The organism is Bdellovibrio sp. HCB274 (assembly GCF_047306075.1).
Lineage (GTDB): Bacteria > Bdellovibrionota > Bdellovibrionia > Bdellovibrionales > Bdellovibrionaceae > Bdellovibrio.
Map to the genome: position 1 here is coordinate 1,235,843 of NZ_CP178623.1, position 26,170 is coordinate 1,262,012.

Here is a 26,170-nt window from a genome sequence, read left to right on the forward strand (position 1 = left end):
TGTTATTATTTGAAAGGCAAGGTATCCTGGCGCAAAGACTCTTGCAGGTGCGGTCGTAAGCTTTCCATGGCTTTAATACCTGCGAATACGACTTCGAATTCAAGATCGATTTTCCCGTGCCATAGATCACCGTGGGAAATCACATCGTAGGTGTTGATCTCAACATCGCCGCGTCGATAAGCCGCAAGCAGCTGCTCTTTGGAGTAGGGAATCAGATACGGTTCCTGTTTCTGAAATTTAAAATAATTCACAGCAAAGTGAGTTCTCGCCCCAAAGGGGCCGGTTTTAATAGGCGTTCCATCCACCCATTGCTCGCGCTCGGCCTGATTCATCACGCGGGAAAGCTTAATCTGTTCGGGCAGACTGGAAATGAAAACCTCACCCTGATCCATTGATTTGACAGAACCGTTTTCATCCAGGTAAGCGGCCTTGAATCGGCGAACGAGCGGATCATTTGAAATCCCATCGCGAAATTGAAAAGATCTATCCACAAATGCAGCAGACCCATTGGAGCGAATCTGTTCAAACTCAATGTCGCCGTCGTGCTTATTAACTAGTTTCACAATAAACAGGCCATAGCCGTCCACCAAATTGCCGGGCATAAGCTTTACATCGGCCACGGTAAAATCAGTCATCTTCACTTTGTTGTAGGCACGGCCCTTTTCGATAGTTCGGGAATTTTCGTGCAGAACGGCTTCAGCAAGCTTGGCAATTTGAGCTTTGATCTGGCTGTTTTGGACAGAGTTTTCTAAAAGGGTTTTGCTGATAAGGCGTTTAAAGAACACCCGCGGAACAGTCGTGATTTCCTGAGCAAACACGTATTCACAGCTATGTGCCCCATAGGCATGAAATGGCAGTACAGCTGTAAAAAGAATGAACAGCCATAGGGTTGCCTTAGGGTTTAAACCTAGAAGAAGTCGCCAAATACTCATGTCTTCTATTTAGTGCAAGCGAGGGACCACTTGGGGCTACTGAATCCCGTTTTTTTGACGGTTATAAATCGTGGAAATTTGCGGAGCTGTAAGGACCGTATTAAAGATCGCAAACTCATCGACCATTGCTCCCGAAGGCACCGCGCTATCGCACATCGGGCCCCCAAGATTTAAAGGCGCAGTAGGGCTGCAGACTCCGGTGCCGGCCACAATGGCAAGGGTCTTATCCAGGGCTCCATCTACATAAATTAAAGCCTGGGTTGCCGAAATCGTAATAGCAACATGGCGCCAGGTTCCGTCAAACACGTCCGCTGTCGAGGAAGTCGATTGATTGTTACCACCACTGGTGTTTAAAGAAAGTTCTAGCTTTTTAGTATTGCTGTTTTGTTGAACATACCATCCCGCATCTGTACAGGCACTCCCGTTATAGTTACCTGCTACACTGGCCCAACTAGTTGCCGTCGTGGCATTCCATTTGATCCACATCAGTATTGTCACCGTGGTGCACACATTGGCGGGGGAGGTGCGGGGGATCGTGATATTAGTGACTCCGTTAAAGGTCAAGCCTTGTTCCAGTTTGCCATTAGCAAACGAGAGCCCCGATGCTGTTGCCGTAGCATTGGAAGTTCCGAAGAGATCAGGAACAACGGCACTGGCTGCGATCGCGCCGACTTTACCGTCCAAACGGTAATACGCTTTAAGATTACTCCACTGCGGAGTCCAGGAAATATCAAGTTGGTTTGTTGCTGTATTTGCCGCCATCATAGCGCCGGTGGTTCCAAAGGCTTGGGCCCTTAAATTTGGTGAGAGCAGGAGAAGCAACGATGAAAGGACAAGCGCTCTCATTATTGATACCCACTGGCCCAGGTAATCCAGCAGTCATACGTTGAGCCATTATAGACGGTGATAATGTTATACATGGTGCTTGTGCCGGAGACGGTTGCGGTATTTGCAGGTTTAAACTTACTGGTGTTACACCCTGTGAAAGTATAGGTGCGAGAGGTTGTATCACTAACCAGTAGGGTATAGTTACCACCGTGAACCATATTGGAAAGTGTGATGGCAGATCCGCCGACCGCTGTAAGAGTAGTCGTGTTTGACGTTGATAGATTAACCGATGCCCCTGCGACTGAAGTTGGCGTACTGACGATAGTACCTGTAACCTCAAGCTTGGCGTTCGCACTTGGAGTGGCTGTGTTGATGCCTACACGTCCTGCAAAATAGTTTCTGTCTGTTGCGCCGCTTTGATAAATTCCGTAGCTGGTTGTTGTACCATTCATGGGCTCTATGTATACCCCGTATCCATTGGTAAGGGTGCTTGTACCACCGATAGTGGTAGACACATACAAACCACGGTAGTTTGAAACAGTGCCTGAGGTTGCGCTATCAATATCCAAGTGAGAATAAACGCCATTTACCGTGGTCATGCTACCAGATTCAAATTTGCTAACAAGAGCTTCGATGGCATTTGCATTTCCAATAACTCCGGTTCCGCCTTGTTCAACAAGTCCGGCCAATCCGGTTAAAGTGGCTCCGTTTAATCTGGTAGTGCTACCATAGTTCGCAACAGTTCCCTGACTTCCGTAATAGGATGCGGTGGAGGCACCAGTCGGCTCTGCAGTGGCGTAGAAAAAATTTGTGTACTGTTGTCCTGAGTTGCCAGTGAGCGCGGCGTTGACTTGAAGTTTTGAAGCGGGAGATACAGTTCCAATACCGACGGCTCCCGTGGCACTAATGAAGAGTCGCGTGGTGTTGCTGGTCTCTAACGCCAGGGAATTGGCATCGTTGGTGCCAAGTGTAGCAGCAGTTCCGAATGAATTTCCCCCGTTAGCGTAGATACCGGTGGCACCAGTCAATGGAAGATCAGCAGACGCAATTGTTCTGAACGTAGCATTACCAGAAGAACCATTCGGAGCTGCAAAGAAAGTGTTTTGGGTCTGGGAACCAAAGCTTGCGCCGGTTACAGAAACAGCCTGACAAGCCCATCCGGAAACAGTCCATGTCGCGACGTGAGTTGCTGTCGCACAACCAAACTCAAAGAACTTTCCAGTCGAGTCTTTAAGAACCATATTGGTGGTTGCTGAGTTGGTACCGGTGAAATTCATGTTAGTACCAAGAATAGTGGCTGAAGCAATTTTGCCTGTAGTAACGGCTCCTGAAGCGATGGTCGGATTTGGATAGGTACCGGTCAGATCACCACCCGCGGTAGCACCTGATTGCATCGCGCCCGTAATACGAGAGTCATTACCCGCAGCAAAAGTCGTTGCAGTTGTTCCTTGAAGACTGGCGATCGTAATATCGGTCGGGGCTGCAGCAGACCCCGTGTTATTACCTTTTAAAGTGTTGGCCGCCATGTTCGCCATTTTTGCATTCGTGACGGCACTGTTAGCGATTGTTGAAGCCGCAGAGCCTGGGCCCGAAGCTGTCACATCACCTGTTAAGGCAGTGATATAGTTTCCGGCAGCTTGTTTTGCTGCTAAAGCGTCGTACTCGACTTTACTTAATAGTCCCGCAGTGACGCCGGATGCAGAGGCCATTGGGATATTTAACGTATGAGCAGAACCCGCAGAAGACCATGCTGGTGCAGTACCTGTCACGCCAGGTGTTGCGAACGTTTGCGTGGCGGTGGTTAAGCCGTTCAGCGAAGCGATTGCTGCTCCCACAGCACCTACAACTTTAACCGCACTGCCGTCCCAGTATTTTACAACGTTGGAGGTAGTGTTGTACCAAGTTTTACCTTTATCAGCGGTATTCCAACCTGTGATCAAAGTCGCTTCGGTCGCATCGGTGTAATTACCTAAGCCTAGTGAGCCTGTCATCACATCGCCAGCTTTATTCACCGGTGTGTATGTTAACGCGGTAGTAATATCACTTGCCGATGGGGCAGCAGGAGCCTGGCATGCGAAGCCAGAAGCTGTCCACGTGGGGATGTGTCCCGCAGTTGCGCAGGTAAAGTTCACGAATTTTCCGGCGTTATCTTTAAGAACAATTCCAGTGGTTGCTGCATTGGAACCTGTGAAGTCCATATCCGCACCCACAATCGTGCCATCATTAATTTTAGCACTCGTGATTGCATTGTTGGCGATCGTTGCCGCTGCAGAGCCAGGACCAGATGCTGTCACATCACCAGTAAGTGCTGTCACATAGTTGCCAGCCGCTTGTTTGGCAGCGAAAGCATCATAATCGGTTTTACTTAATAGACCGGCTGTTACACCAGTATCTGCTGCCATCGGGATCTGCAATGTGTGAGCGTTGCCGGCAGAAGACCATGTCGGAGCAGTGCCTGTGTTAGTTGCAGGCGTTGCGAAAGTTTGAGTAGAGCCGGACTGACCATTTAAAGAAGTCAAACCAGCACCAGAGATACCCAAAGCTTGTGCTGCGGAGCCATCCCAGAACTTCACTTGGTTCGTGGAAGTATTAAACCAGGTTTTACCTTTATCAGCAGCAGTCCAGCCCGTGATAAGAGTGGCTTCAGTCGCATTGGTGTAATTACCAAGGCCTAAAGAACCTGTCATCACATCACCAGCTTTATTAACCGGTGTGTACATTAACGCCGTAGTAATATCACTTGCCACCAAGTTAGCGCCAGTTGTTACACGACCTTTAATGTCGACAGTAACTTTCGTGAAAGTGCCTCCCGCATTCACAGTTGCCAAAGTCAAAGCTCCTGCATTCGACAGCGTGGCATCTCCACTCATCGTAACAGCAGTGGCAGCGTTGGAGGCATTACCCACCCACATCGTGCCATCAGCAAGTGAAGGCATCAGTGGGGTAGGGGCGGCACAAGACCAACCCGTTACAGACCAAGTTGCAACGTGTCCTGTCGTGCCGCAGGCAAAATCAAAAAACTTACCGGTATTGTCTTTGATCACCAAACCAGAAGTTGCAGCATTAAGGCCGGTGAAGTCCATGTCAGCACCGACGATAGTGCCATTGGCAATTTTCGCACTGGTCACAGCGTTGGCAGCAATTGTTGAAGCCGCAGAACCAGGACCTGAAGCAGCTACATCACCAGTAAGAGCTGTCATATAATTGCCCGCCGCTTGCTTTGCAGCGAAGGCATCGTAATCTATTTTGCTCAATAAACCGGCTGTTACACCTGTATCTGCAGCCATTGGAATTTGTAAAGTGTGAGCGTTACCCGCAGAAGACCAAGCCGGCGCAGTGCCAGTGTTGGTCGCAGGCGTTGCAAAAGTTTGAGTAGACCCAGATTGACCATTCAACGAAGTTAAACCAGCACCAGAAACTCCCAAAGCCAGCGCCGCAGAACCATTCCAGTATTTAACCTGGTTCGTATCAGTGTTGAACCAAGTTTTACCTTTATCAGAAGAATTCCACCCGGAAATCAAAGTAGCTTCAGTCGCATTCGTGAAATTACCAAGCCCCAGTGAGCCCGTCATGACATCGCCGGCTTTATTCACTGGCGTATAACCTAACGCTGGTGTTGGAGTCTGACAGCTAAAACCAGATGCAGACCAAGTCGGCACATCTCCCGCAGTGGCGCAGACGAAGTTTAAAAACTTGCCCGTGGCGTCTTTTAATACCATTCCGGTTGTGGCGCTGTTCGCACCCGTGAAATCCATGTTCGTGCCCAAGATAGTTCCGCTGGCAATTTTACCAGTCGTCACCGCACCTGAAGCAATTGTTGGATTTGGATAAGTACCAGTCAGATCACCACCAGCAGTTGCGCCCGATTGAAGGGCGCCAGTGATGCGCGAATCATTACCCGCAGCGAATTGATTCGCGCCAGTACCTTGAAGCGAAGCAATGGTAACATCACCCGGAGCTGCCGCAGAGCCTGAGTTATTACCTTTTAAAGTATAAGCTGGCATGTTCGCCATTTTGGCATTAGTAACTGCACTGTTAGCAATAGTCGTGGCCGTTGAACCAGGACCAGAACCAGTCACATCACCAGTCAGTGCAGTGATGGCCGCCCCTGTGGAACCCACAGCAACAGCCGCAGAACCATTCCAGTATTTCAGTTCATTAGTTGTAGAGTTATACCAAATTTTACCACTGTCAGCGCCAGTCAAACTTGGGTCAGCAGTATTATTAGATACATGCAGACTGCGATTTGCTGCCATCGTCATGTAACCAATATTAGTGATATTATTGTTGGCCATCTCGATGGCACCAGACATTGTGCCGCCAGCAAGTGGCAACTTCGTCGAATCTGTAGACGATGGAGCCTGACATCCCCAGCCCACAGAAGTCCAAGTTGCAGTATGGCCTACTGTAGAACAAGCGAACTCTGCAAAGTTACCCAAAGAATCTTTTATCACCAAACCCGAAGTCGCGGTATTTGTGCCGGTAAAATTCATGTCAGCAGCACCAATACTGCCGTCAGCAATTTTCGCACTGGTCACGGCATTTCCTGCAATTGTCGGAGAAGGATAGTTTCCGGTAAGATCTCCACCAGCAGCACCCGACGGTGCAATCCCCGAGATCGTAGTATTAGTAACGCTGGTCACGCGCCCTTGAGCATCGACGGTCATGACCGGTACCTGTGTGGCTGAACCATAAATGCTCGCAGTCACGCCAGTATTCGGTAAAGACACGGTCACATTTCCAGAGGTGCCGCCACCCGTAAGTCCTGTACCTGCGGTAACTCCAGTAATGGTTCCCGCACCAGCACTCGCTAAAGTCTGACAAGTAAATTTGGATTGAACTGAATCCCAGGTAAGAAATTGTCCCGCGGTTCCACATGCACCAGGAACATCGGCTTTAAGCATGAAATCATTGGCGACGTGGGAACCTAGTTTGTAAGAGGTGAAAGAGTATCCCGCATAAGGTACGGCTCTGATCTTATTATCGGGTGCGACCGTATTCCAACCCGAGCCGTCATAAAAGGCCACTCTTAAAAGACGTCCATCGGCTGGTGCCGCAACATAAGGAGAAGCCATGGATGGAGCACACGTATAGGTATTGCCAGGCCCAGGACTGCAAGTTCCGCACTGATAGCTTGCGGAGTTATTAAAGATATCAATAACAGTTGAAGCCGGACTTGAGATGTATTGAACACTGCCAGTTCCAATCGGTACGTCAAATATACCGTTGGAGTTCGTCATATCAACGCCATTAAATTGTTCTTGATAGATTACGCATTGTCCGTCAGGGGATGTGATCTTAAATAGAAAGCTTGCGTTGGCGTATTCGAACGGTTGGCCGCCCGTAAATACAATTCGTCCTTGATAGGTAAGGGAAGTCGCACTTGCAAATGCCGCAGAGGAAGCCAGCAACAAGCTGAGCATACCGAATTTTAGCAGAGTGGTTTTGATACAGAACGATCCCATGCTTAATTGATCGTCTGTACCCAAGGGCTACTTGATACGGGAAACGCGATAGCTACTTGCGATTTTGTTCCGAATAATCAAGTGATATCGGAACGGGCCAGAATCGCCACACGAGAATTACGAAGGCGATAGATTCAAGTCTGGATTCGTTGGCTAGGGCTGAAGGGAAAGACTTAGCATCTTGGCCAGAGGACCGATTTTCATATTCTGATCCTCGTTGGCAGCACTGATTAGCAAGTCCACACGAGGGAAATATCGCACGGTGATCGGGGCTTCCAGGGTTTCGCAATTTTTAGGCGGAGTGCTCACCGAATGTCTACGGCACATCACCGGCCGGTGTTCGTAGATGCTGCAGGTGTTGTCTTTTAAGAACACGCACTGGCTTGCATGATTGCGTGGACCTTGTTTCCACTGTGGGTCCTGCAGTTCGCGCTGGCTTTGTGCCTGAAGTCTTTGATGGTCAATAGGGTGACCTTTTTGAACCAAGTTCTTAAGAATCTCTGCCTCGTAAGAGGTCACTTCCACTTCCATATGGCAGCAGGCGGAGCAGCCTTTCTGGCAACTTAAAGGAACGTCGGTAGCTTTTGCGGTTTCCTCCTCCACAAGTTTGTGAAGTGTGCGGGCACGGTCTTCATGAGTCGGAAGACTTGCAAAGAGATTTGCTTGATTCGTTATTTCTTCATCCAAGTTGTACAAAAACGCAGTGAATGTCTGGGCATCCAATTGCGCTTCATAGTCCGCGATGAATTTCTTCAGGGATCTTGTCAGGCGGGGATGTTGGGTAAGGAAGAATTCTAATGTCATCGATAACAATCGTAACAAGAGTTTTATCGGGAAGGGAACGCAAAGGTCTAGCATCGAAATGCGACGTTCCATTTTTCTTGCGAAAAACAGATCAAACTCCAGTTTCGATGATCAACTAGACAATGTCGTGAGGTTCGACGCAAATCCGAGTCCACCATCAATATCCACCAGCTGACTGGGCTCGACGTTTGCACTCTATTTTCATGGGGGCGCGATGAAAACAACAAAAGAGATCTTGCTTCGATCTTCTGTATTGAGCCTAAGTTGTCTCAGCTTAATACTTTTTTTGTCAGGTTGTGGGCAAGGGTTCGTCGTTAGCAAAGATCTATCCAGTCTTTCCGAGGCTGATGTTATTGGCAGCATCGAAGGCAATAAAACCCTGGATGGGCAGAAGATCTATAGCACCAACTGTGCAGGCTGCCATGGCGAGCTGAGCGTATCCAAGATCGTAACCCCTACGATTGACAGCATTACTTTAAATTTGGCAAACCAGCCTGCAATGGTGGGTTTAAAGTCCTCAATGACCAAAGAGGCTATTTCAGCAGTTTCAGCTGCTATTACTGAAGCTCGCAGCGTTTCTCTGCAATGTACGACGGCTCCCGATGTCGGCTTCGTCAGTGCGCAACGTTTGAATAGAAAAGAATTTGATAACACTCTTACGGATCTTTTGGGTATCTCTACTAAATATAGTAGCTCGTTTCCACCGGATGGTGTGACCAATGGATTTGCCAACAATGCCCTGACGTTGGTTATCACAGCCGACTTGGCTGAGAAAATTGCCTCGGCGGCAGAGTCTGCAATCGGTGAGGCATTTGCGTCAGCGGCCTTGAAGCAAAGAATTTTTACTTGCGATGCTCAGCAGGCGGCTTGTATTCAATCGACTTTGCAGTCGTTCTTAACCAAAGCATTTCGTCGCCCACCTGACAGCGAAGAGATGACTCGTTATACCGCTTTGGTAAATACAGTTAAAGCCAAAGGGGAAACAGGGGAGTTCGCCCTGCGTGTGGCGCTGACTTCGGCTTTGACGTCACCGCACTTCTTGTTCCGCATTCCGGTACTGAGCAATCCAAGTACCACAACTGCGGTGGCCCTGGGCCCATATCAATTGGCTTCTCGTTTATCGTACTTCTTGTGGAGCTCAATGCCGGATCAAGAGCTGATGAATGCAGCCGCTTCGGGTAACTTGCTAAAACCCGATCAGTTGGAAGTGCAAGTTCGCCGCATGCTGGCCAGCACGAAGGCGACGGCATTGGTTGATAACTTCGTGGCTCCATGGATTGGTCTGGGTAAAGTAGAGCGCGTTACTCCCGATCCGATCCTGTTCCCAACTTTCAACGAAACTCTTCGTTCAGACTTGATGACCGAAACCAAAATGTTTATCGGCGATATCTTTAAACGCGATGCGAGCTTTTTTGAAATGCTAACAGCGAAGTATTCATTCCTGAATGACCGTCTGGCCGCTCACTATGGAATTTCCGGTGTGTCAGGTTCAGCATTTCAGAAAATGAGCTTCACTGATAACAAGCGCATGGGCTTTTTGACTCATGGCTCGATGATGGCAGTCGGTTCGAATCAATACTACAGCTCCATCGTTAAACGCGGAAATCTGGTATTGTCGAATGTCTTGTGTTCACCGCCGCCTCCACCTCCACCAGGAACAGTGGCAGTTTTGACCGAAGAGCAAATTATCAACAATACTCGTCGGGATATTTTGAAGCATCACCGCGAAAATCCGGCGTGCTTCAGCTGTCACTCGCAGATTGATCCGATCGGCCTTGGTTTTGAGCATTTTGATCCCCTTGGAAGATATGTCATGTTTGATGAAAAAAACCGCGCTTTGGATTCTTCCAGCACGATGCCGAACGGTAAGAGCTTCACTGATGCGGTCGGCATGATTTCAATTGTTTCCCAGGACGCGAGATTCAAAAGCTGCGTTGCTGAAAAAATGCTTATCTATAGCTTAGGTCGCAATGCCGAATCCTTTGACCGTTGTACGATCAATCGCATCGGTCAAAACATGGTTGATCCAAATAAACCTATATCACAAGCAATTGTCGAAATGGTTCTAAGTGATCCATTCCGAAAACAACGTGGCGGGGGAAATTAGCATGAGTCACAAAATTGATAGACGACGTTTTCTGGTAAGTGCAGGAAGTTTGATTGCCTTGCCGTTGTTTGAATCCCTTTGGCCCACGCGGGTCTTAGCCCAGACGGCGAGTGCGCCGAATGTTATATTCTTAAAATTTCCACTGGGTGTAATTAGAAACAGTTGGAGACCTTCCGGGAGTGGTACGAGCTTCACTCTGCCTTCAGCATTATCTATGTTGGAGCCAGTGAAAGGGGATTTGATTTTCCCAACAGGGCTTCATAATTTCTGTCCCGTGAATGGTATTCACGCAAGCTCCAATGCGGCTTTTTTGACAGGGATGGAGCCGTTGGACGGAGGCCTGCGCGTGGGGCAATCCATTGATCGCTTGATTGCGGAAAAATTAGGCCTGACAGCAAGTCCTCGCACGATTCAGATTACGGCAGCAGATGCCTCTGACAGTGATACAGGCAGTGGTTTCAACTACAGCAGTACTTACGGGACTAATATTTCGTGGATCAATGCAACGACTCCGGCAAGTTCTTACAATACGCCGGCCAATGTGTTTAAAGCTATTTTTCCAAGTGGCGTGGGAAGCACGGCTCCAACGCCGACACCTTCACCATCGCCAAGCGGGGGGACGGGGAATATTGCAAATTATCGTAAAAACATTCTGGATAATGCCGTGGGCGAAATCGGGGTTCTAAAAACAAAACTGGGTGCAACTGACAAGGCGAAGCTTGATCAGTACCTGACAGGACTGGATGAAGTTCAGAAGAAAATCGTGACGATCACGCCACCAGCAACCACGCCGACTCCGGCGCCGGGGCAGAATGCCTGTGTTGCAGGAACTATGAATTTAAATCCGAATAAGTATGACATCGATGCTTTTACTGATGTGAATTTGGAAATCATTAAACTTGCCATCGCTTGTGGCCAGTCTCGTATTATCTCTTATCACTTGGATTATGAGTACGGCAGTCACTTCCCGGTGCAAATGCACAGTATCTCGCACTACAATGATGATCCAAGATTCAAAGCCCAGTATGAGGCCTTAAATAAAAAATGGGCTGAAAAGTTTTTGTTATTAATTAACAAGCTTAAATCCGTGACCGACGGGACTGGGCAGACTCTTTTTGATAACACCATCATCGTTATTGGTTCCGGCCTTAATGATGGTCAGGGACATGGTTCCACGGACCTGCCAATCATCGTGGCAGGTCGCGGAGGCGGTTTGAAACCTGGAAAAGTTGTTTCCACCAATGCTCCCTTGTCGAATCTTTGGATTTCCATCGCTCGCTATATGGGAGTCAGCGTTTCCCAATTCGGGCGCAGCACCGGGGATCTGGGTATCTAAAGGCATTTGCCACCTATAACAAACCCATCATAGGCAGGGTATCCCCTGCCTGGTTTGCAACGGGGGATAGACGAAATCCCTCAAAAATCGCCTACAATCTAAACAAATTCATCCAATTTAAATTCAATAAATACAGATAGTTACAATTATAAATAAATTAAAAATACAGCAATCAATGAAATATAAAGTTATTTCATCTGGAGTTGTTTGACGCAAGGAGTTAAAACCTATTTGTCTCAAGCATAATCATGAAACTTTAAATGAGTTTTCGGACTCGAAAAGAATAGGAAACTATATGAAAAAAATGACATTGGTACTTTTGATGCTTTTAGGTTCTTCAACAGCTTTCAGCAAACAGCTTACGGTAGTCTGTGCGAATAAATATCCCAGCATTGAAAATGCAGGCAACTCGTCCATTGCGGCGACTATGGAAATAGAGAATATCAACGCGAAGCCAGAACTACAACAGCTGCTGGTGGATGGTATTCCATCGAAACAAGGACAGGTGACGCGATGGGGATTCACGAAAGATACATTTAAACTTTACCTTCAGTTTGGTCAGGGTCTTTATAGTTCTGCGCAGATTTCTTTGCAGGATTGCCAGGATTCTTTCGCGGCAACTGGTAAAGCTCAATATGAGCAATACGTGGGTGGATTTGCTGGAACTCAGCGCCAGAATCTTACTTGTACTTGTGCGCTAAACTAACAACCCCAAATAAGCATTAAATAAGTAAAGGAAAATTTATGAAAACAGTATTGGTAATTTTGACGATGATGGTTTCAGCTTCTGGTTTTGCGGCAGCAAATTCGGATAAGGATGCTAAATGCGACTCTTACATGGCGGCTGTATCCAAAAATGCTCCTGCCCAAGTTAGACTTGATCTGGGATTGAAAGCAATGGCAGCAGGAGCGATGCTCCAGCTGACTCCTGCGCAAGAAACGAAAATCCTATCTAACACTATTAAGTTCATCTCTAAAAATCCGGGCAAAGGAGACCAGTTCGAAAAGACGTTTTACTTTGTTTGTACAACGGAGCTAGACGGTGATGAAGTTGATCTAGTGAGAGAACAATTGCGTCAGCTTGAACAGCTTTAATCAATAGCTACGTATTTTTAAAAAACGAGATCTTATATGAAAAATTTGTTTTTAGTTTTCGTCTCAATGAATATTATTTCCGCTTCAGCTTTCGCCAGTAACTTTTGTGCGCCTCAAGCCATTGCAGCAGCTCAAGGTCTTGCAAGTATTAACGGTAGCATATCACAAGATGCTGACGCCACTTCAGCAGACGGGAAGTCTTACACTGTGATTCTTTCAGAAGAAGGACTTGGTCAGGATACTTACGCAGTCAAAACCAACGGTGGACATGATTGCATCGTGCAAGCACTTAAAGTGATTGGTCAGCCGACCTTGCGTCCGTAAAGACATTGCCGCCACCGTGGCGGTAAGTTTTGGAAAATCAGTCCAATCCATTTTAAATGGTTTTTTATACCGAAAGCCCCTTGGCTGTAGTAGCTTAGGGGCATGTTATTTGATTCAGAACGCCACATGCAAATCACCACTTAAAAGTGGAATTCCCAAAAAGCTATCGAAGCTGCCGGTCAAATTTTTGACTTTCTAAGGTTTCAAATATTTGACACCGGAACAACAACAACTGCTGCTTGAGCGCACGGTTGAAACGGCATTGCAGGACCCACGACCACCACTCACTCTGTGGTGTTATGAACCGAAAGTCTTAAAGTTAACGTTCGCTGATGTAGCCAGGCTCAGTGAGCTAGAACGTCTCTTGTCAAAAAGTTTATCATCGGATCCTTTTTAAGCTCGAATCCTTTCAATCTGGGCGCTCAGTCCGGAGGAATGAGCATTGCAATTGTCTTTGCTGAAACTTTAAATCAGAAGGATTAACAGTATGAAAACGATGATCTTTACAGCGTTATTTTTTGCACAAACTCAAGCTTTTGCATTTGCAACTCCACTGATGAGCTGTTTGGTGACCGAGGTTAATCCTCAGGTAATGGAGTTGGTTGCGGAGGGCGTAAAGGCGGGCGATAAAATTACTGTGGCTAGCACAATGATGGGCCCGAGTATCTCCGTGGGTAATAATACCTATCCAAGCGAAAACATTTCTTCTGGTAACGGAGTTACATTGAGTCATGAACAGAGTCTTGGATTTGGAAATAGTCTGCAATTAGTTTTAAAAACCTCGTGCTCGTCGGGATCCTGCCCTGGTAGCCTTATGGTTATTAAAAATAAAAGTGACAACGGAATTGCGGCAACTCTAAATTGCTCAATCAACTAATCGCCTTCAACAAAGCCAGAGACAAGTCCCTGGCTTTGTTGTCAGTTCAAACTAGTTATTATCTTGGGAATACTTAACCTGGTCGATCGTGAACTTCACTTCACGTTCTTTGGTCACTTGCAGCTTCAAGCGTGCAGTAACTGTTACCAAAGGATCATCGATGCTTTTTGGAACTGAAGATTCCCAAGTGATTAGGTAGTACTGCTGGGCTTGTTCGTCGTAGCCGCCGTTTTTAATGTTAATGTAGACGGCACCTTTATCGAACTGAGCAATTTGGGCAGCGGTCAGTTTTGTTTTCGCAGCATTCAACATACGCTCTTCAAGATCGTTGATTCTGTTTGTTGCTTTTGGCTGAAGAGTGTCGCGGCTTACCACAAAAACTGATGACAAAGATGTACCCCATTTATGGGCTTCAATAACGGCGACAAGTTCATCGTCCCCAGCCTTATAGTAGTTACCCAGTGTTTGCGTATACACGCTGAAATGATTTGTGCTCATGCCACCTAAAGTAACGGCAATAAGTTCATCTGGTTCTTCGTTGATAGTTGCCAGGATTTGGTTGGTTTGCAGATCCACCAAGTAGTTGCGCATAGAAGGCATTTCCTGCCAAAGTGCCGCGGATTTTTCTTCGTCTTGATCGACGGCTTCAAAATCAATCAGCTGACCTGGAATACCCCAGGCAATCGCATAACCATCATTGGCAGAGTAACCGTTAATACGGAACTCACGGGCTGCAGAGAACGCGTTTAAAGAGATCAAAGACATCGCTACGAACAAGATCAAATTTTTCATAACCACTCCGGTTTAAGATATTAGTAATCGAAGACAGGTGGAATATGTCGCAACGCGATGATTCTGAATAGTAGATTGATTAGAAGGTTACTATCTAAAAATTAGAAGCGAACTCCTCCGCTTCTAAATTTTGGATTTTGCTATGTCGAAAGCTTTGCAATGCGCTTCGTTCCCATAATGAGTACGACAAGTGCAACCGTTGAAGTTCCCAAGAAGACCGCCGCGATCGGCAGGATATCCTGGCTCTTAATAAGGCCAATAAGTACCGAAGCAATGGCTCCCAAGGCCATTTGTAAAAATCCAATCATGGCCGCCGCACTGCCGGCATTCTTAGCAAATGGTGCCAGCGCTAAGGCTGCCGCATTGGGATTCGAGAAACCCACGCACGACAGATAAAGAAACAGAACAACCAAAGTGCTGTAAAGTCCAAAGACACCGTAACTTGTGCCCAGGAAAAAGATCGCGCCCATGGTCAGCATGCCGATAAGTCCACCACGTAAAATGGTTTCATTCTTAAGGCGCTTTAAAAGTAAAACATTGACCTGGGATGCGCCGATCAGTCCTGAAGCCAGCACGGCAAAAATAATTCCGTAGGTCTGCTCGCTGACTTTGAAAATTTCCATAAAGATTGTGGGCGAGGCTGCCAAGTAAGCGAACATGCCCGAAAAACCAATCGCTCCCGCCAAAGCGTAGGCATAGAAGCGGGGATTCTTTAAGATCTCCCAATAATTTTTTACGATCATTATCGGATGCAGCGAATGCTCCTTGTTAGGTATATAAGCTGAAGGCAAAAAGAAGAATGCCAGCGACAAAACAAAAGCGCCAAGCCCAGTCAGAGCCCAAAACAGTGATTGCCATCCAAGGTGAGTCGCTAAAAGTCCGCCGACGGTTGGAGCCAATAGAGGTGATAGACCCAAAATCAAAATCAACAACGACAAAACTTTGGCACTTTCTTTGGGAGTAAAGTAATCACGGACCATCGCCATTGCCGTCACACCGGAAGCACAGCCGCCGATAGCTTGAACGAAGCGGAAGAAGATCAAAGTCTCAACAGATTTTGAAAATGCGCAGCCGATTGATGCCAGAATATAAATGATCAGGCCCACGTACAGAGGAAGCTTTCTGCCAAAACGATCCAGGAAGGGTCCATAAAAAAGCTGGCCTGCAGCCAATCCGACGAAGTAGCTGGATAAAGACATCGTAACCTGAGGAACTGTCGTACCTAAGCCCTCCGCCATTTTTGGAAAAGCGGGTAGGTACATGTCGATAGAGAACGGACCCAGTGCAGTCAGGGAACCAAGAACCAAAATTAAGGATGTTTTATTAAATGTCTTTTCACTCACAGATAACCTCTGTGAATTTGTAAACCATCGTTGTCCACAAGGCCAAACAAAAGAACAAAAAGGGCTTGTTCAGCCCTTTAAAACAGATTTGTTTTTGCCTAAATCAGTTAAAAACTTTGGAGCATGCTCCTGGAAAGGCTACAACGGTTGTGCCGGTGTTAACTCTGATGAATGAATTCGGACCACGGTCGTTCGCTTTGTTAATCAGCTCGTTAACGCCGGATTGCAGGACTACTTCGCCATCCGTAATTGAAGCGATAAAACCCTCAATGACATATTGATCTACGTAAGGACCAACTGCTCTTGGAGCGTTGTTTTGCATCTTCCATTCACCCATGGCATCGCTTAACTGCGCCGCTAACTTTTTATATGCGACTTGCTTGCTGGAGGCTTGGTTAACTTCAAAATAGAAGTTTGCCAGTGGGAATTTTGCTTTTGGGTTTTTTCCGGAAGCTTCATAGAAAGCTTCAAGGTTTGGGAATTTAAACTTACTTAAAGCTACCTGACCGGTGACGCTGCCATCAGGTTGAATATAAACATCATAGTTAGAGCTTTCTTTGTTTCCGATTTTAAGTTTGTGATCGTAGCTTTGGCGTCCCGCGTGTAGGACGAGTCCAGAGGAAGTCACAACATTCACTTTCAAATATTGGGAACTATCCACGAAGCGCGCATCAAAATTCGCGGGGTTTTTTAAGTCGTGCAACTTGCCTTCCGAATCCATTAAAATCGGCGTAGGAGCTTGGTTCCCTTCGGCGAAAACCTGTCCTGCAAAAGATAGCATAATAAGTGCGACAAAAAGTTTGTTAATAGGTTTCATGGCATCCTCACTATCATTGAGCCCAGCGGCTTTTTTAAGTTGCTCCTTATAAATAACGCAATGAGCCAAATGCTGCCATATGAACTAACTTTATTTTTGACCTGAAGCTGAATAATTTCTGCATAAAATTACATAAGTACCTAAAATACCTAGTAATTTAGTTTTTACGAAATGGTCATTTTTAACGGTTTTTCCGTTATTTGGGGTCAATGATCTCTGGCAGTGAGGAGCTGATCGGCTGGTCAGAAGTCAACCGGCTGCTCTAAACTGGCAGTCAAAATGGAGGTGTCATGGTTAAAACAATTATTTTATTTAACGATGGCACCGGACAAAATCTGGATTCAAAATCTCCGTCGAATGTATCGCAGTTATTCCAAGCCTTCCCGGGCGAGAAAAAAATCCTGCTTCATAGTGATTCTTATAAAGTTGATGAGTCTTTAAACTATCATTCAGTCTATATCCGCGGAGTGGGAACGGATTCTTTGGTCGCAAAGAACCCCGAGCAAGATGATCGCTCATGGCGCGAAAAGCTGGGCGATTTTATTTCCGGAAAGATTTCCACAACAAAGGAGTATGTCACAGGAAAGACGATTCAAGATCGCATTGATCGTACCTTGCAATGTTTGAATTCTCTGTGGGAGCCGGGTGATCGCGTGATAGCGATTGGATTTAGTCGGGGAGCTGCTTCCTTGCGTTTAGCGATGGACTATCAGGGAAAAAACGTCCCGGGGTTTCAAACAGATTATCTGATGATTTTTGATACGGTTTATTCAGTTATGGGCGAAGTACACGTTGGAAATGAAACCGTGGGACCTATATTTAAAACTTTCGATGTCGACCCTTCGATAAAGTATTGTGATCATTTTATTGCAGGTGACGAGATGCGCTCGATGTTTCCACTGACTCCGGTTAATCCCAGAGAGAACGTGCGACAGATTCTATTTGCGGGTGCTCATTCCGATGTAGGTGGGGGAAATCCCTCGCAATCACTTTCGGATATCTCGCTGGTGTTTTCTATCAATGCTCTTAAAACCAACGGTATTCAATTAAACGAACAAACTGTCACTGACCTTCAGCTACAGCCCGATCCCACGGCAAAAATCACTTTTGATCGTTTCACCGGCACGGGACAAAAACATTTCCCGCGAGATCTTGCGACAGTTTCATTCGTTATTCATGATTCCGTCTTTACCCGCGCTAACGCCAAAGAGTCGGTTTCTATTGCTCTTGCACAGCTGTCGACATTTACCACGACCTCCACAGAAGAACTTGTAACTGTAGATACTGTGGATTCATCTTTTGACTATTAGAAATCCGAATGAGGAAAACATGCTTAAAGGTGTCTTGATCAATATCGACGTCAATGACGTGCAGGCTGCAATCAGGTTTTACTGCGAGGGGCTTGGGCTTAGCGTGGGTCGCAAATTCGATTCAGGCTTTATTGAGCTTTTAGGACTGCCGTCGCCGGTTTATCTTTTACAGAATGGCGAAGGAACTCTTCCTTTTGCCAGTGCTATGCAAGGCAGAACTTATTCGCGGCACTGGAGTCCCATGCATATGGATTTTGTGGTCGATAATATCGAAGTATCAAAAGAGCGAGTGATCGAATTTGGGGCAAAGGTGGAAAATGATATCTCTCAAAATTCCTACGGAAAACTTGCAACGTTTTCAGATCCCTTTGGACATGGCTTTTGCCTGATCGAATTTAACGAAAAGGGCTATGACGCTCTTTTGTGAAAGTTTTTTGGCGGCCGCCAATAATAGGGGAGGGACCTAGTATCCGCGAAAGAAATGCGGAACATAGTTTTGGATTTTCTTAACGACAGTGGTTCCGTTTTTTCCGACTCCATTTGTGAAGGCGGAAATTCCCCCTGAGACATTCAATGTGCCAGAGTATGTTCCAGTGTAATATATGGCAATGCGTCCACCACCTCCACCGGCTCCTTTATTATCCATTCCCGCTGGATTTCCTGAGCCACCTTGAGCGACGATGCCATCGTTTACTGAAACTAGATTTTTAGTATTAATCCAAATACTGCCCCCGGATCCTCCTCCGCAACCCTCATATCCCATACCATCACCACCAGTTGCAGAAAGTTTGCCTCCAGTATTTATGGTCAAATTGTTTGTGATAATGAAACGAAGAGCTCCACCACCAACGCCTCCTTCGGTACTCCCATAGCAACTACCACCACCGGAACCAAGATCAGTCGGGTAGTCTTGACTTCCATATGTATTTCCGCCAGCCAAGCCACCGTAGCTTATGCCGCCTTTACCTCCATAGCCGCCACCGCTCCCGTAAACGTCATCCGTGATGCCTTTTCCAGTACCTGTGTCAGTCAGGTTTCCCTCGATTGCAGAAACTACGGCTCCGGCAGCGATTGTCATGTTGTTGTAAGTAAAGGTGCCGTTTCGAATAGAGCTTGTGGTAGGGAACAGGAGGTCGTTGGTTGTCGTATTGATGACAACCACTGATCCAGGAGAGGCTCCTTGAGTATTACCATTAGAACTCGGCCGTACTGAAAAACTTAACGTCGAGCTAAATGTATTGGAGTAATAGATAGCGATACGTCCACCTGCTCCAACACCACCATATGGATAAGGATCATTTCCTCCGTAACCACCTGTTGCATTTATAGAACCTGAACCAACCACAGAGCTTGCGGTAATCCAGATGCTGCCCCCAGCTCCACCGCCAGGATAGGTATTGGTCCAATAAGGAGCACCCCAGCCGTCTGAACTTAGTACCCCATCCACTGTGAGGGTGCCGGATAGAACGAGTTTGATGGCTCCTCCACCGCGGCCACCAGGAGAGGTATATCCACCTCCCTCTCCATGACCACCGCCGGAACCCATCTCACTTGGTTGAAGCATATTTCCATAGGGTTTACCTCTGGGAATACCCATGAAGTTTCCTCGTCCACCATGACCGGCTCCAGTTCCTGCCAAAAAATCTGTTGAATAGGCTCCAGCGCCTGTTCCTGTTTCGGCTAACGAGCCATGAGCGTCATTCCATAGCCATCCAGTACTGGTGATCGTGACATTGCGAAAATTGTAAGTGCCATTGGCAATGGTGGAGTTATCATTAATCAGTAAATCGTTATTAATGTAATCAATCCAAAAAATCGATCCGTCCGATGCTGACCAATAATCGTCTAATGTTCCACCCCGGGTTTGTACATTTCCAGAAAAAGTTTTTGTGGCGTAATTGATGGAAACTCGTCCTCCTGAACCAGAACCGGTCGTCGTTCCATTGTAGCCATTACTTCCATTCGCTCTGATAGTTCCGTTTCCAGTAAAGCTGTTGGCTATAATCCAAACACTGCCTCCAGCTCCACTGCCTCCAGGGGTCGTCACGCCACCCGCGGCGGCGAGACCATTCATGGTGATAGTTCCAGTCACATTCATCGTTCCACTGACATTGAATTTGACAGCCCCTCCGCCAGCACCCGTGTTGTCTGCGAGAGCGCCCGGCGATCCAAGGGTGGTAGGACTTACAGGATCACCATAAGGAGAGCAGAATTCATAGACTCCTCCACCAATACCCCCGAATCCGCCATGACAGCCGCCACCGTAGTAACTGCCATTACTGAAGCTTGTGCGGCCAGGTGAAGGGCCTTGTGTTCCTGTATATCCAGTGCCATCGCCATTCACAGTGCCAGCAATCGTAACAGTGGTTGCATTAATTATTACGCCGGTGCCGGCTGTAGTATCCGAAAGTATCTTAAGAGTTTTGCCAGAACTTACGACGAGAGTTGCAAAATAATAAGTTCCAGGATTTAGGTTCACGGTCCCAGCGACCGTTACGATGCCTTGTGCAGTATAGTTCCCGGGACTTTGAGTGGAATTTCCCCAACTAACATCTGCATGTGCGTAACTAAACGAGAACAAAGAAAACGCTAACACAACAACATACCAATTTGTCTTCATGTTTTAATGGTATGCGAAGTGGTTAGCGCCTTGAATTCAAAGCCCGACTCTAAACAGAATAAAGTGTCTACAGCCGTGCACGAGGCATTATGAGATTTACTTTCCGCAACGGGGAGTGAGAGGGAAATCTCAGCGAAGGAAGAATCAAAACGCGATAATTTAACGGTTAATTTAAATTGTTGCCCACTTAAGTTTGGGTTTTGGCGTGAGGTGATTGCCGGTTTTTTAGGCCATTGCTAACTTTAAACAATGTCTCAAGAATGTATGGTCCGTTTGAATAAAAAGATTCTGGTGTTTGGATTGTTACTGGGTCTGACTGCGTGTAACAGCGGCAGTAAGAACAAAATCTTAAACAAGGGATATCTCTCGGTTGCCTGTAGTGGTCCGCTTTGTGATGCCTACGAAGGCGAATACGGTCGTGGCGGGACGGGGGTCTGGAAGTACGTCAACTCCTCATCAACATCATCGGTTCAAGTTCCGATTTCAATTTCTGATACCAAAGACCGAACGGGGACTTTGATTTTCCTGAATCACAGCGAGCAGGAACAAAAGATGTCAGCAATTGAGCTGGACCCTTCGCAAAGTTTGCTGGCGGCAGAATCAAAACCTGCGCGTAAAAAAGCTCCGGGCTGTGGCACTTTAGAGCGTCTTGCTTCAAAAACATCCCGTATCGACAGACAAGGCAAAAGCTTCCCCTTGGCTCGCGTAAAAGCCAAAGTTAAATACTCAGTCGGGGCGACGCGAAGTTGGAATTGGCAATCCGATATAGATGAGGTTCGCCAAACCACTTTGATAAAGCAAACCGTGGCCTTTGACGGGCGGACCGTGAATTTCTGGGTGGAAGACTCCGAGTACGTCACTGGCAAAATTGACAGCGCCATGATGGACTATTTTGTCCAAAGCACAGTTACAAGTAATGAGTCGGCCTATATCAATGTATTGTACATGATCGGACAGCTTTGGGGTGAAACTCCACCGGGCGCGGGATTCATTTCTGAAGATCAGGATCTGGATATGGTGTTTTTAAAATTTCGTCGCGATGGCCATCCCGAGATCGCAGATGGCATGGTCGTTCCCTGGGATTTTGCTCTTCAGTCAGTAGATCCCTTCAGTAATGAAGCTTTGTCTTTGTATGTGAATACGGAAACCATCTACTCTAGTGGCGGCACATTTGACGAAGCGGTCACCCAGGCGGCATCAACGATAGCCCACGAGCTCACTCACGTGGCTCATTATTACGGACGTTTTGCTTCGCAAACAACGGACTATTTTTTTGAAGGCTGGTTGGAAGAAACCTCAGCCATGATTTTTGAAGATATGATGGCCGCACAATCCGGAAGCTACATAGATGGTGGCGTACTTTCCCGGGTTAAATCCTATATGTATTTTTCAGCGTTTAACTGCGATTTCAGAAATGCCTCTTACGACGCAGCGGAGGTCTGCTATCTGTATGATGTCGGTGGTTCGATGGCGGCCTTCTTTGTTCGTCACTTGGGCCCGTTCTTTAATCAGTACTTATCCCGCAACTTGGTTTCGACCGATACAATGGAAGTGTTAAAGCATTCGATCAAGGAATTCGATAAAGACGGCTTTGACAACTTCATGCAACGTTACTCGACAGTATCCGCAGCCTTTCCCCCTGGCAGAACACCTGCATACTATGGCTATCCCGGCGTGAATGTCTTTGAGTTTAAGCTGGCGAACTACGATGGGTATATTCGCGGCGTAAGAAATCTTCCCACTGAAGTACCGGAAACGTTAGCGCCTTACGGAAGCTTCCCGGTAATTCGTCCGTCACTCCCAGAGGTATACAAGGAAACGGTGATCGTCCCACCGAATACAACTTTGTCCGTGGTCATCTACTAAAAGGTGCCAGGTCCTGTTTCTGTAAGCAATGCATCCAGAAATAGGACCTGGCACCTTTTTTTGTCCGCAGTCTTTTTAAGAAGCTTTGATTGAAATTTGACTTTAATCCTTAAAAACCTAAGCATTAAATTCTAACTGCTTAGGATGTTCCAGTATGCCGCCAGAAAAAGAATATGTGCATTTGCCGTGGTGGACATGGATTGCTCCATTCTTTCTAATTCTTATTGCCAAGCTTATTAGTATTCGCTTCTTTTACTTGGATGGATTCTTTTACCTGTATGGTTCTTACGTTGTAGCTCTGCCACTTTATTTCATGTGGGGTTCGCGCGTTTTTATCGGAAATGTTTTAGCAGAGAGTCTTACGTCAAACCTCACGGGAATTCATTCGGCAGAGCTGGTGCTTGTCCATGGACTCGCAAACACCGCAAAGCCCTTCATTGGCTACCGGTCTTATAGGCTCCTGACTCGAACGAGTTTCTTTAGCAAAGCTCCTCAAAGCCTGTGGATCATACTTTTTGCGATCGTCATTCCAGTCGTTTTAATTAATCCCATTCTTATTGGTCTGCGTGTAGGGGCAGGGGACTTTAATCTCCCTATTATACTTCACCGGATCATTATGCAGATTGTTCGCGATATTCTGTGGGGAGTTATGCTGAGTTACCCTTTCATGGTGAAGTTAGCGCCATATTTTAAGGTTAAGCACCTTTCCCGCTGGCCAGCGGAGTCAAATTCGTGACATTTGCTTGAAATTACCGGCTAAAGTCCCCGCAGATCTTGACCTAGGGGTATCGGTCATACCATTGTGACGGCATAACCAATCTCTAGGGAGAGTCTGATGAAAATTGTTACTGAATTTCCATATTTCACATTGAATAAAGCTTTGGCTGCAAAAAAAGAATTGGCAGGCAAAACACCTGAAGAAATTCAAACAAGCCTGGCAGAGTCTTTCAAACTGGAAGGCGAAAAACTAACTCACTTCATGCAAGCTCTTGAAGTAGCGTCTACTAACGCAGGTCCTACTTTGCGCCGTGTATTGGTGGCAACTTTCGCTGAAGGCGAAAAAGTTCCAGCAAAAGCTGTTCAAGCTGAATCATTCCACTACGTTCCTGATTTTGTTCCAACTGCTAAACCAGCAGCGGAAGCTCCAACTGGTAAAGGTGGCCCTCGTAAAGGTGGCGGCAATAAAGGTGGAGATAAAAAAGGCGGTTCTCCATGGGGTATGTCTCCTGAAGAATTGGCTGCTAAAAAAGGTAAGGGTGCAGCTCCTAAAGCTTAATCCGCGCAAAATAAATTTTAGCGTAGTAAAGAACGGGGCCACAAAGCCCCGTTTTTTATAGATCCTCTAAGCGTTTAGACCACTTATAGGGAAGAATTTTTTTGAATTTATAGTCACCGAATTCTTTGGTGCGCACCCATTTGCCTGATTTTGTTTTTTCCAACATCAAACCTTTGGGCGAAACTCCAAGGATGCGCCCGTTTGACATTTCCGCATAGGAAGTCACTTCGGGATAGATGTGTGATTTTGTATCAATCGTCAGATCGGATTCTTTGGCCGAACCGAATTGGGTCGACTTCGGTAACTTATACGATTTACCATCACCCGCAATGACCACGATTCCGCCCGTGTATGATTGGTTTACGTTGACAAATCTTTGTGGTCTTAAATCATAAAACGCGAATTCCGCGAAGTCGTCACTATCTTCCTGAGTACATTGAACTCGCTTTGGAGTTAAGTAGCAGTACTCATCTTTATTTGACAGCACATCCAAAAGATCGTTTCGATCCTGCTGCGAAAGTGCCATGTAATTATCGACAAGAGGGCCTTCGCGAAAGTTCCAGTTGCGCGTGAAATCATAGGAAGTGATATTTCCATTTTTAAAAAAGATGTACGGAATATTATTTATGAACGAAATCGTCGCGATTTCATCCGCCATGGTAGCAAACTGAGTTTCCTCTTTGCCATCATAGAAGGAAACAGAGTCTTCTTCGTCCACGAATACACCACCCTTAACCATTCCCAAGGGTAATTGGTTAAAGCGGTTTAACACATCCTGAACAGCTGCTGCACGCGCCTGTTGTTTTACGCCTTCATTTGTCGTGGAAAAATAAACCTGGAATAAGAACCCTAAGCCAATTCCGTAGGAACCTTGTTCCTTATAAGTATTGTCACAAGCCAGAGCATCAAAGTCTTTTAGGATGCCTTGGCTGCAACTGACGTGCGGATGACCTTCGGTGTGTCGGGCTTCATGCTCCAGGAATGCAGCAATTTCCATGGCTTTTAATTTTATTGCGCGGGGGCAAACATGCATAATCGGTTCTTCAGCAACGACGAAGGCAATTGTTCCCTCGCTGCAATCGGTGCTGTCTTCGGATTCAAACTGAATCGTTTGAATGCGCTTTGTAAGGAAATTTGTTGGACCTTCCTTGCTAACCAATGTTTGAAAGTTTGCAGGAATCTTTTTATTAGGTACTTTTCTAATGTAATCGATGGCGCCAATAGTTGCCTGCAGGATCCCTTTGTCGCAGGCTTCATCTTCCTTGTAAGTTTTCGCGACGTGGCCGTACTCGTCCATTTGTTGAAATTCAAAATTCTGAAAAGCAAATTTCACTGAACCCTCGGGCACGCAGGCTTGATCCTCTGCCATGGCAACAGTGAAGCTCGTGGAAACCACAAGAAGTAAAACTTTGCTAAATAAGGTGATTGATTTAGATATTTTCATATTCAATCCTTACAGGTTTTTCTCTTTAATCATTTGGTCCATGGCGCGACTTAGTTTTCCAGGGCGGCCTTCCTTGATACCACCGGCACTAATGGTCGCAAGAAACACCAACGTTTTGTTGCTTTGCTTATCGATAGTAGTACGCAACGCTTTTAAGACATCGGCAGAGTTTCCGGTCATTTTATCCAAAGACTCAAGTGCCGTTATGCGCAGGGGAACTTCTGTTTGTGCAGAAGATTCTTTAAAGTTTGAAGCTGCGATCATTCCTAGCGCGGGGATAGCTTTGGGACCTGACTTGGAAAGAATGAAAATACTTGCCTGACGAGTGGTGGCGTCAGTTTGTTGGTTAATGACTGCATTTCCCAGTTGAGACATTTCTTCAGAGGTTAGATGAGCTGTTGCCAATGCTTGCGAGGGGATTGCGACATCGGGGCGATTCAAAAGCAAAGCAATATAGTTCACATGGCGTTCAAGGCGGGGAGAGAAGTTTGAATTTGTAACTGCAGTTGGCGCTACGAAGGCGCTTTCATTTTTAGCTGCTATGTGCGTCGGTTTTTGAGAGATGTCTTGAGGAGTTGCCACCAAAACATTGGCACCAGCAGTGTTGGTCTGAGGTTTAAGCGCTAAGGCTTTCTCGGTAGGAGTAGATTGAGTGGATTGGTGAAACCACCATGCACCCAGCATCAGTATCACCGGAATGATCAGCTGATATTTCCCATTTCGAGACATTTTCTACCTCCACGAATACCAGGTGAAAATGCCAGATCTGTACCACGATCAGCTGCCATAGGTTCGCGGAAATACCAAGAACACTGTCTAGGGAAACAAGCGGAGACAAGAAGTGTCCAGCACCGCTGTCTCATTTTTGGAAGTTCAGAGCAGATATCTGTATCAGGTGAATTTCAATTTCCATCCCGTCACTGAAAAGATGTAA

At 46.5% G+C, this 26,170-nt stretch carries 21 protein-coding genes; 11 read left to right on the forward strand and 10 right to left on the reverse strand.

Features of this window, described 5'->3' with window-relative positions; genetic code table 11:
- Positions 1–5 precede the first annotated feature (5 nt).
- The 4 genes from ACLWNV_RS06085 to ACLWNV_RS06100 form a co-directional block, all read right to left on the reverse strand.
- Positions 6–932 carry a hypothetical protein gene (locus ACLWNV_RS06085; RefSeq protein ID WP_413587034.1) on the reverse strand — a complete coding sequence of 309 codons (927 nt, stop codon included), beginning with the start codon at positions 930–932 and terminating at the stop codon, positions 6–8.
- Positions 933–968: 36 nt separating this feature from the next.
- Positions 969–1,778, reverse strand: coding sequence for a LamG domain-containing protein (locus ACLWNV_RS06090; protein WP_413587035.1), 810 nt, complete (start codon positions 1,776–1,778; stop codon positions 969–971).
- On the reverse strand, positions 1,778–7,225 hold the full coding sequence (locus ACLWNV_RS06095; protein WP_413587036.1) for a beta strand repeat-containing protein: 5,448 nt from the start codon (positions 7,223–7,225) through the stop codon (positions 1,778–1,780). The genes ACLWNV_RS06090 and ACLWNV_RS06095 overlap by 1 nt, the downstream gene beginning before the upstream one ends.
- Positions 7,226–7,378: 153 nt before the next feature.
- A complete protein-coding gene (locus ACLWNV_RS06100) occupies positions 7,379–8,029 on the reverse strand; it encodes a YkgJ family cysteine cluster protein (protein WP_413587037.1) in 651 nt (216 codons plus the stop codon).
- Positions 8,030–8,243: 214 nt separating this feature from the next.
- Between ACLWNV_RS06100 and ACLWNV_RS06105 the strand changes: the two genes are divergently transcribed.
- The 6 genes from ACLWNV_RS06105 (at position 8,244) to ACLWNV_RS06130 (ending at position 13,768) form a co-directional block, all read left to right on the forward strand.
- A complete protein-coding gene (locus ACLWNV_RS06105) occupies positions 8,244–10,136 on the forward strand; it encodes a DUF1592 domain-containing protein (protein ID WP_413587038.1) in 1,893 nt (630 codons plus the stop codon).
- A gap of 1 nt (position 10,137) precedes the next feature.
- A complete protein-coding gene (locus ACLWNV_RS06110; protein ID WP_413587039.1) occupies positions 10,138–11,472 on the forward strand; it encodes a DUF1552 domain-containing protein in 1,335 nt (444 codons plus the stop codon).
- A gap of 295 nt (positions 11,473–11,767) precedes the next feature.
- Positions 11,768–12,178 carry a hypothetical protein gene (locus ACLWNV_RS06115; RefSeq protein ID WP_413587040.1) on the forward strand — a complete coding sequence of 137 codons (411 nt, stop codon included), beginning with the start codon at positions 11,768–11,770 and terminating at the stop codon, positions 12,176–12,178.
- 38 nt (positions 12,179–12,216) lie between these two features.
- The gene (locus ACLWNV_RS06120) at positions 12,217–12,567 is read left to right on the forward strand and encodes a hypothetical protein (RefSeq protein WP_413587041.1); all 351 of its coding nucleotides are present in this window, start codon (positions 12,217–12,219) and stop codon (positions 12,565–12,567) included.
- Between the two features lie 66 nt (positions 12,568–12,633).
- Positions 12,634–12,891: a hypothetical protein gene (locus ACLWNV_RS06125; RefSeq protein WP_413587043.1), complete on the forward strand. Its 258-nt coding sequence runs from the start codon at positions 12,634–12,636 to the stop codon at positions 12,889–12,891.
- A gap of 487 nt (positions 12,892–13,378) precedes the next feature.
- The gene (locus tag ACLWNV_RS06130) at positions 13,379–13,768 is read left to right on the forward strand and encodes a hypothetical protein (protein ID WP_413587044.1); all 390 of its coding nucleotides are present in this window, start codon (positions 13,379–13,381) and stop codon (positions 13,766–13,768) included.
- Positions 13,769–13,819: 51 nt separating this feature from the next.
- Here the strand turns inward: ACLWNV_RS06130 and ACLWNV_RS06135 are convergent, their stop codons facing one another.
- The 3 genes from ACLWNV_RS06135 to ACLWNV_RS06145 form a co-directional block, all read right to left on the reverse strand.
- Positions 13,820–14,560: a hypothetical protein gene (locus ACLWNV_RS06135; RefSeq protein WP_413587046.1), complete on the reverse strand. Its 741-nt coding sequence runs from the start codon at positions 14,558–14,560 to the stop codon at positions 13,820–13,822.
- A 140-nt stretch (positions 14,561–14,700) separates the two neighbouring features.
- Entirely contained in the window at positions 14,701–15,903 is a 1,203-nt protein-coding gene (locus ACLWNV_RS06140; protein WP_413587047.1) for a multidrug effflux MFS transporter, read from the reverse strand.
- A 103-nt stretch (positions 15,904–16,006) separates the two neighbouring features.
- A complete protein-coding gene (locus tag ACLWNV_RS06145; protein ID WP_413587048.1) occupies positions 16,007–16,720 on the reverse strand; it encodes a hypothetical protein in 714 nt (237 codons plus the stop codon).
- A gap of 290 nt (positions 16,721–17,010) precedes the next feature.
- Here ACLWNV_RS06145 and ACLWNV_RS06150 point away from each other — a divergent pair, with 290 nt between their 5' ends.
- Together ACLWNV_RS06150 and ACLWNV_RS06155 are read left to right on the forward strand one after the other, a co-directional pair.
- The gene (locus tag ACLWNV_RS06150) at positions 17,011–18,030 is read left to right on the forward strand and encodes a phospholipase effector Tle1 domain-containing protein (protein WP_413587049.1); all 1,020 of its coding nucleotides are present in this window, start codon (positions 17,011–17,013) and stop codon (positions 18,028–18,030) included.
- 19 nt (positions 18,031–18,049) lie between these two features.
- Positions 18,050–18,457, forward strand: a complete 408-nt coding sequence (locus tag ACLWNV_RS06155; RefSeq protein ID WP_413587050.1) for a VOC family protein — start codon at positions 18,050–18,052, stop codon at positions 18,455–18,457.
- Between the two features lie 36 nt (positions 18,458–18,493).
- On the opposite strand, the gene ACLWNV_RS06160 is transcribed toward ACLWNV_RS06155, so the two are convergent.
- Positions 18,494–20,650 (reverse strand): hypothetical protein, encoded by a 2,157-nt coding sequence (locus ACLWNV_RS06160; RefSeq protein WP_413587051.1) that lies wholly within the window; start codon positions 20,648–20,650, stop codon positions 18,494–18,496.
- A gap of 249 nt (positions 20,651–20,899) precedes the next feature.
- Between ACLWNV_RS06160 and ACLWNV_RS06165 the strand changes: the two genes are divergently transcribed.
- The 3 genes from ACLWNV_RS06165 to ACLWNV_RS06175 all read left to right on the forward strand — a co-directional run bounded on the left by ACLWNV_RS06165 (position 20,900) and on the right by ACLWNV_RS06175 (position 23,792).
- Complete coding sequence (locus ACLWNV_RS06165) at positions 20,900–22,516, forward strand: M30 family zinc metallopeptidase (protein WP_413587052.1); 1,617 nt, start codon at positions 20,900–20,902, stop codon at positions 22,514–22,516.
- Positions 22,517–22,670: 154 nt separating this feature from the next.
- Positions 22,671–23,252 carry a hypothetical protein gene (locus ACLWNV_RS06170; protein ID WP_413587053.1) on the forward strand — a complete coding sequence of 194 codons (582 nt, stop codon included), beginning with the start codon at positions 22,671–22,673 and terminating at the stop codon, positions 23,250–23,252.
- A gap of 99 nt (positions 23,253–23,351) precedes the next feature.
- Positions 23,352–23,792: a hypothetical protein gene (locus tag ACLWNV_RS06175; protein ID WP_413587054.1), complete on the forward strand. Its 441-nt coding sequence runs from the start codon at positions 23,352–23,354 to the stop codon at positions 23,790–23,792.
- A 55-nt stretch (positions 23,793–23,847) separates the two neighbouring features.
- Here the strand turns inward: ACLWNV_RS06175 and ACLWNV_RS06180 are convergent, their stop codons facing one another.
- Both ACLWNV_RS06180 and ACLWNV_RS06185 read right to left on the reverse strand, forming a co-directional pair.
- Positions 23,848–25,236 (reverse strand): hypothetical protein, encoded by a 1,389-nt coding sequence (locus tag ACLWNV_RS06180; RefSeq protein ID WP_413587055.1) that lies wholly within the window; start codon positions 25,234–25,236, stop codon positions 23,848–23,850.
- Between the two features lie 9 nt (positions 25,237–25,245).
- On the reverse strand, positions 25,246–25,965 hold the full coding sequence (locus tag ACLWNV_RS06185) for a hypothetical protein (RefSeq protein ID WP_413587056.1): 720 nt from the start codon (positions 25,963–25,965) through the stop codon (positions 25,246–25,248).
- Between the last annotated feature and the right edge of the window lie 205 nt (positions 25,966–26,170).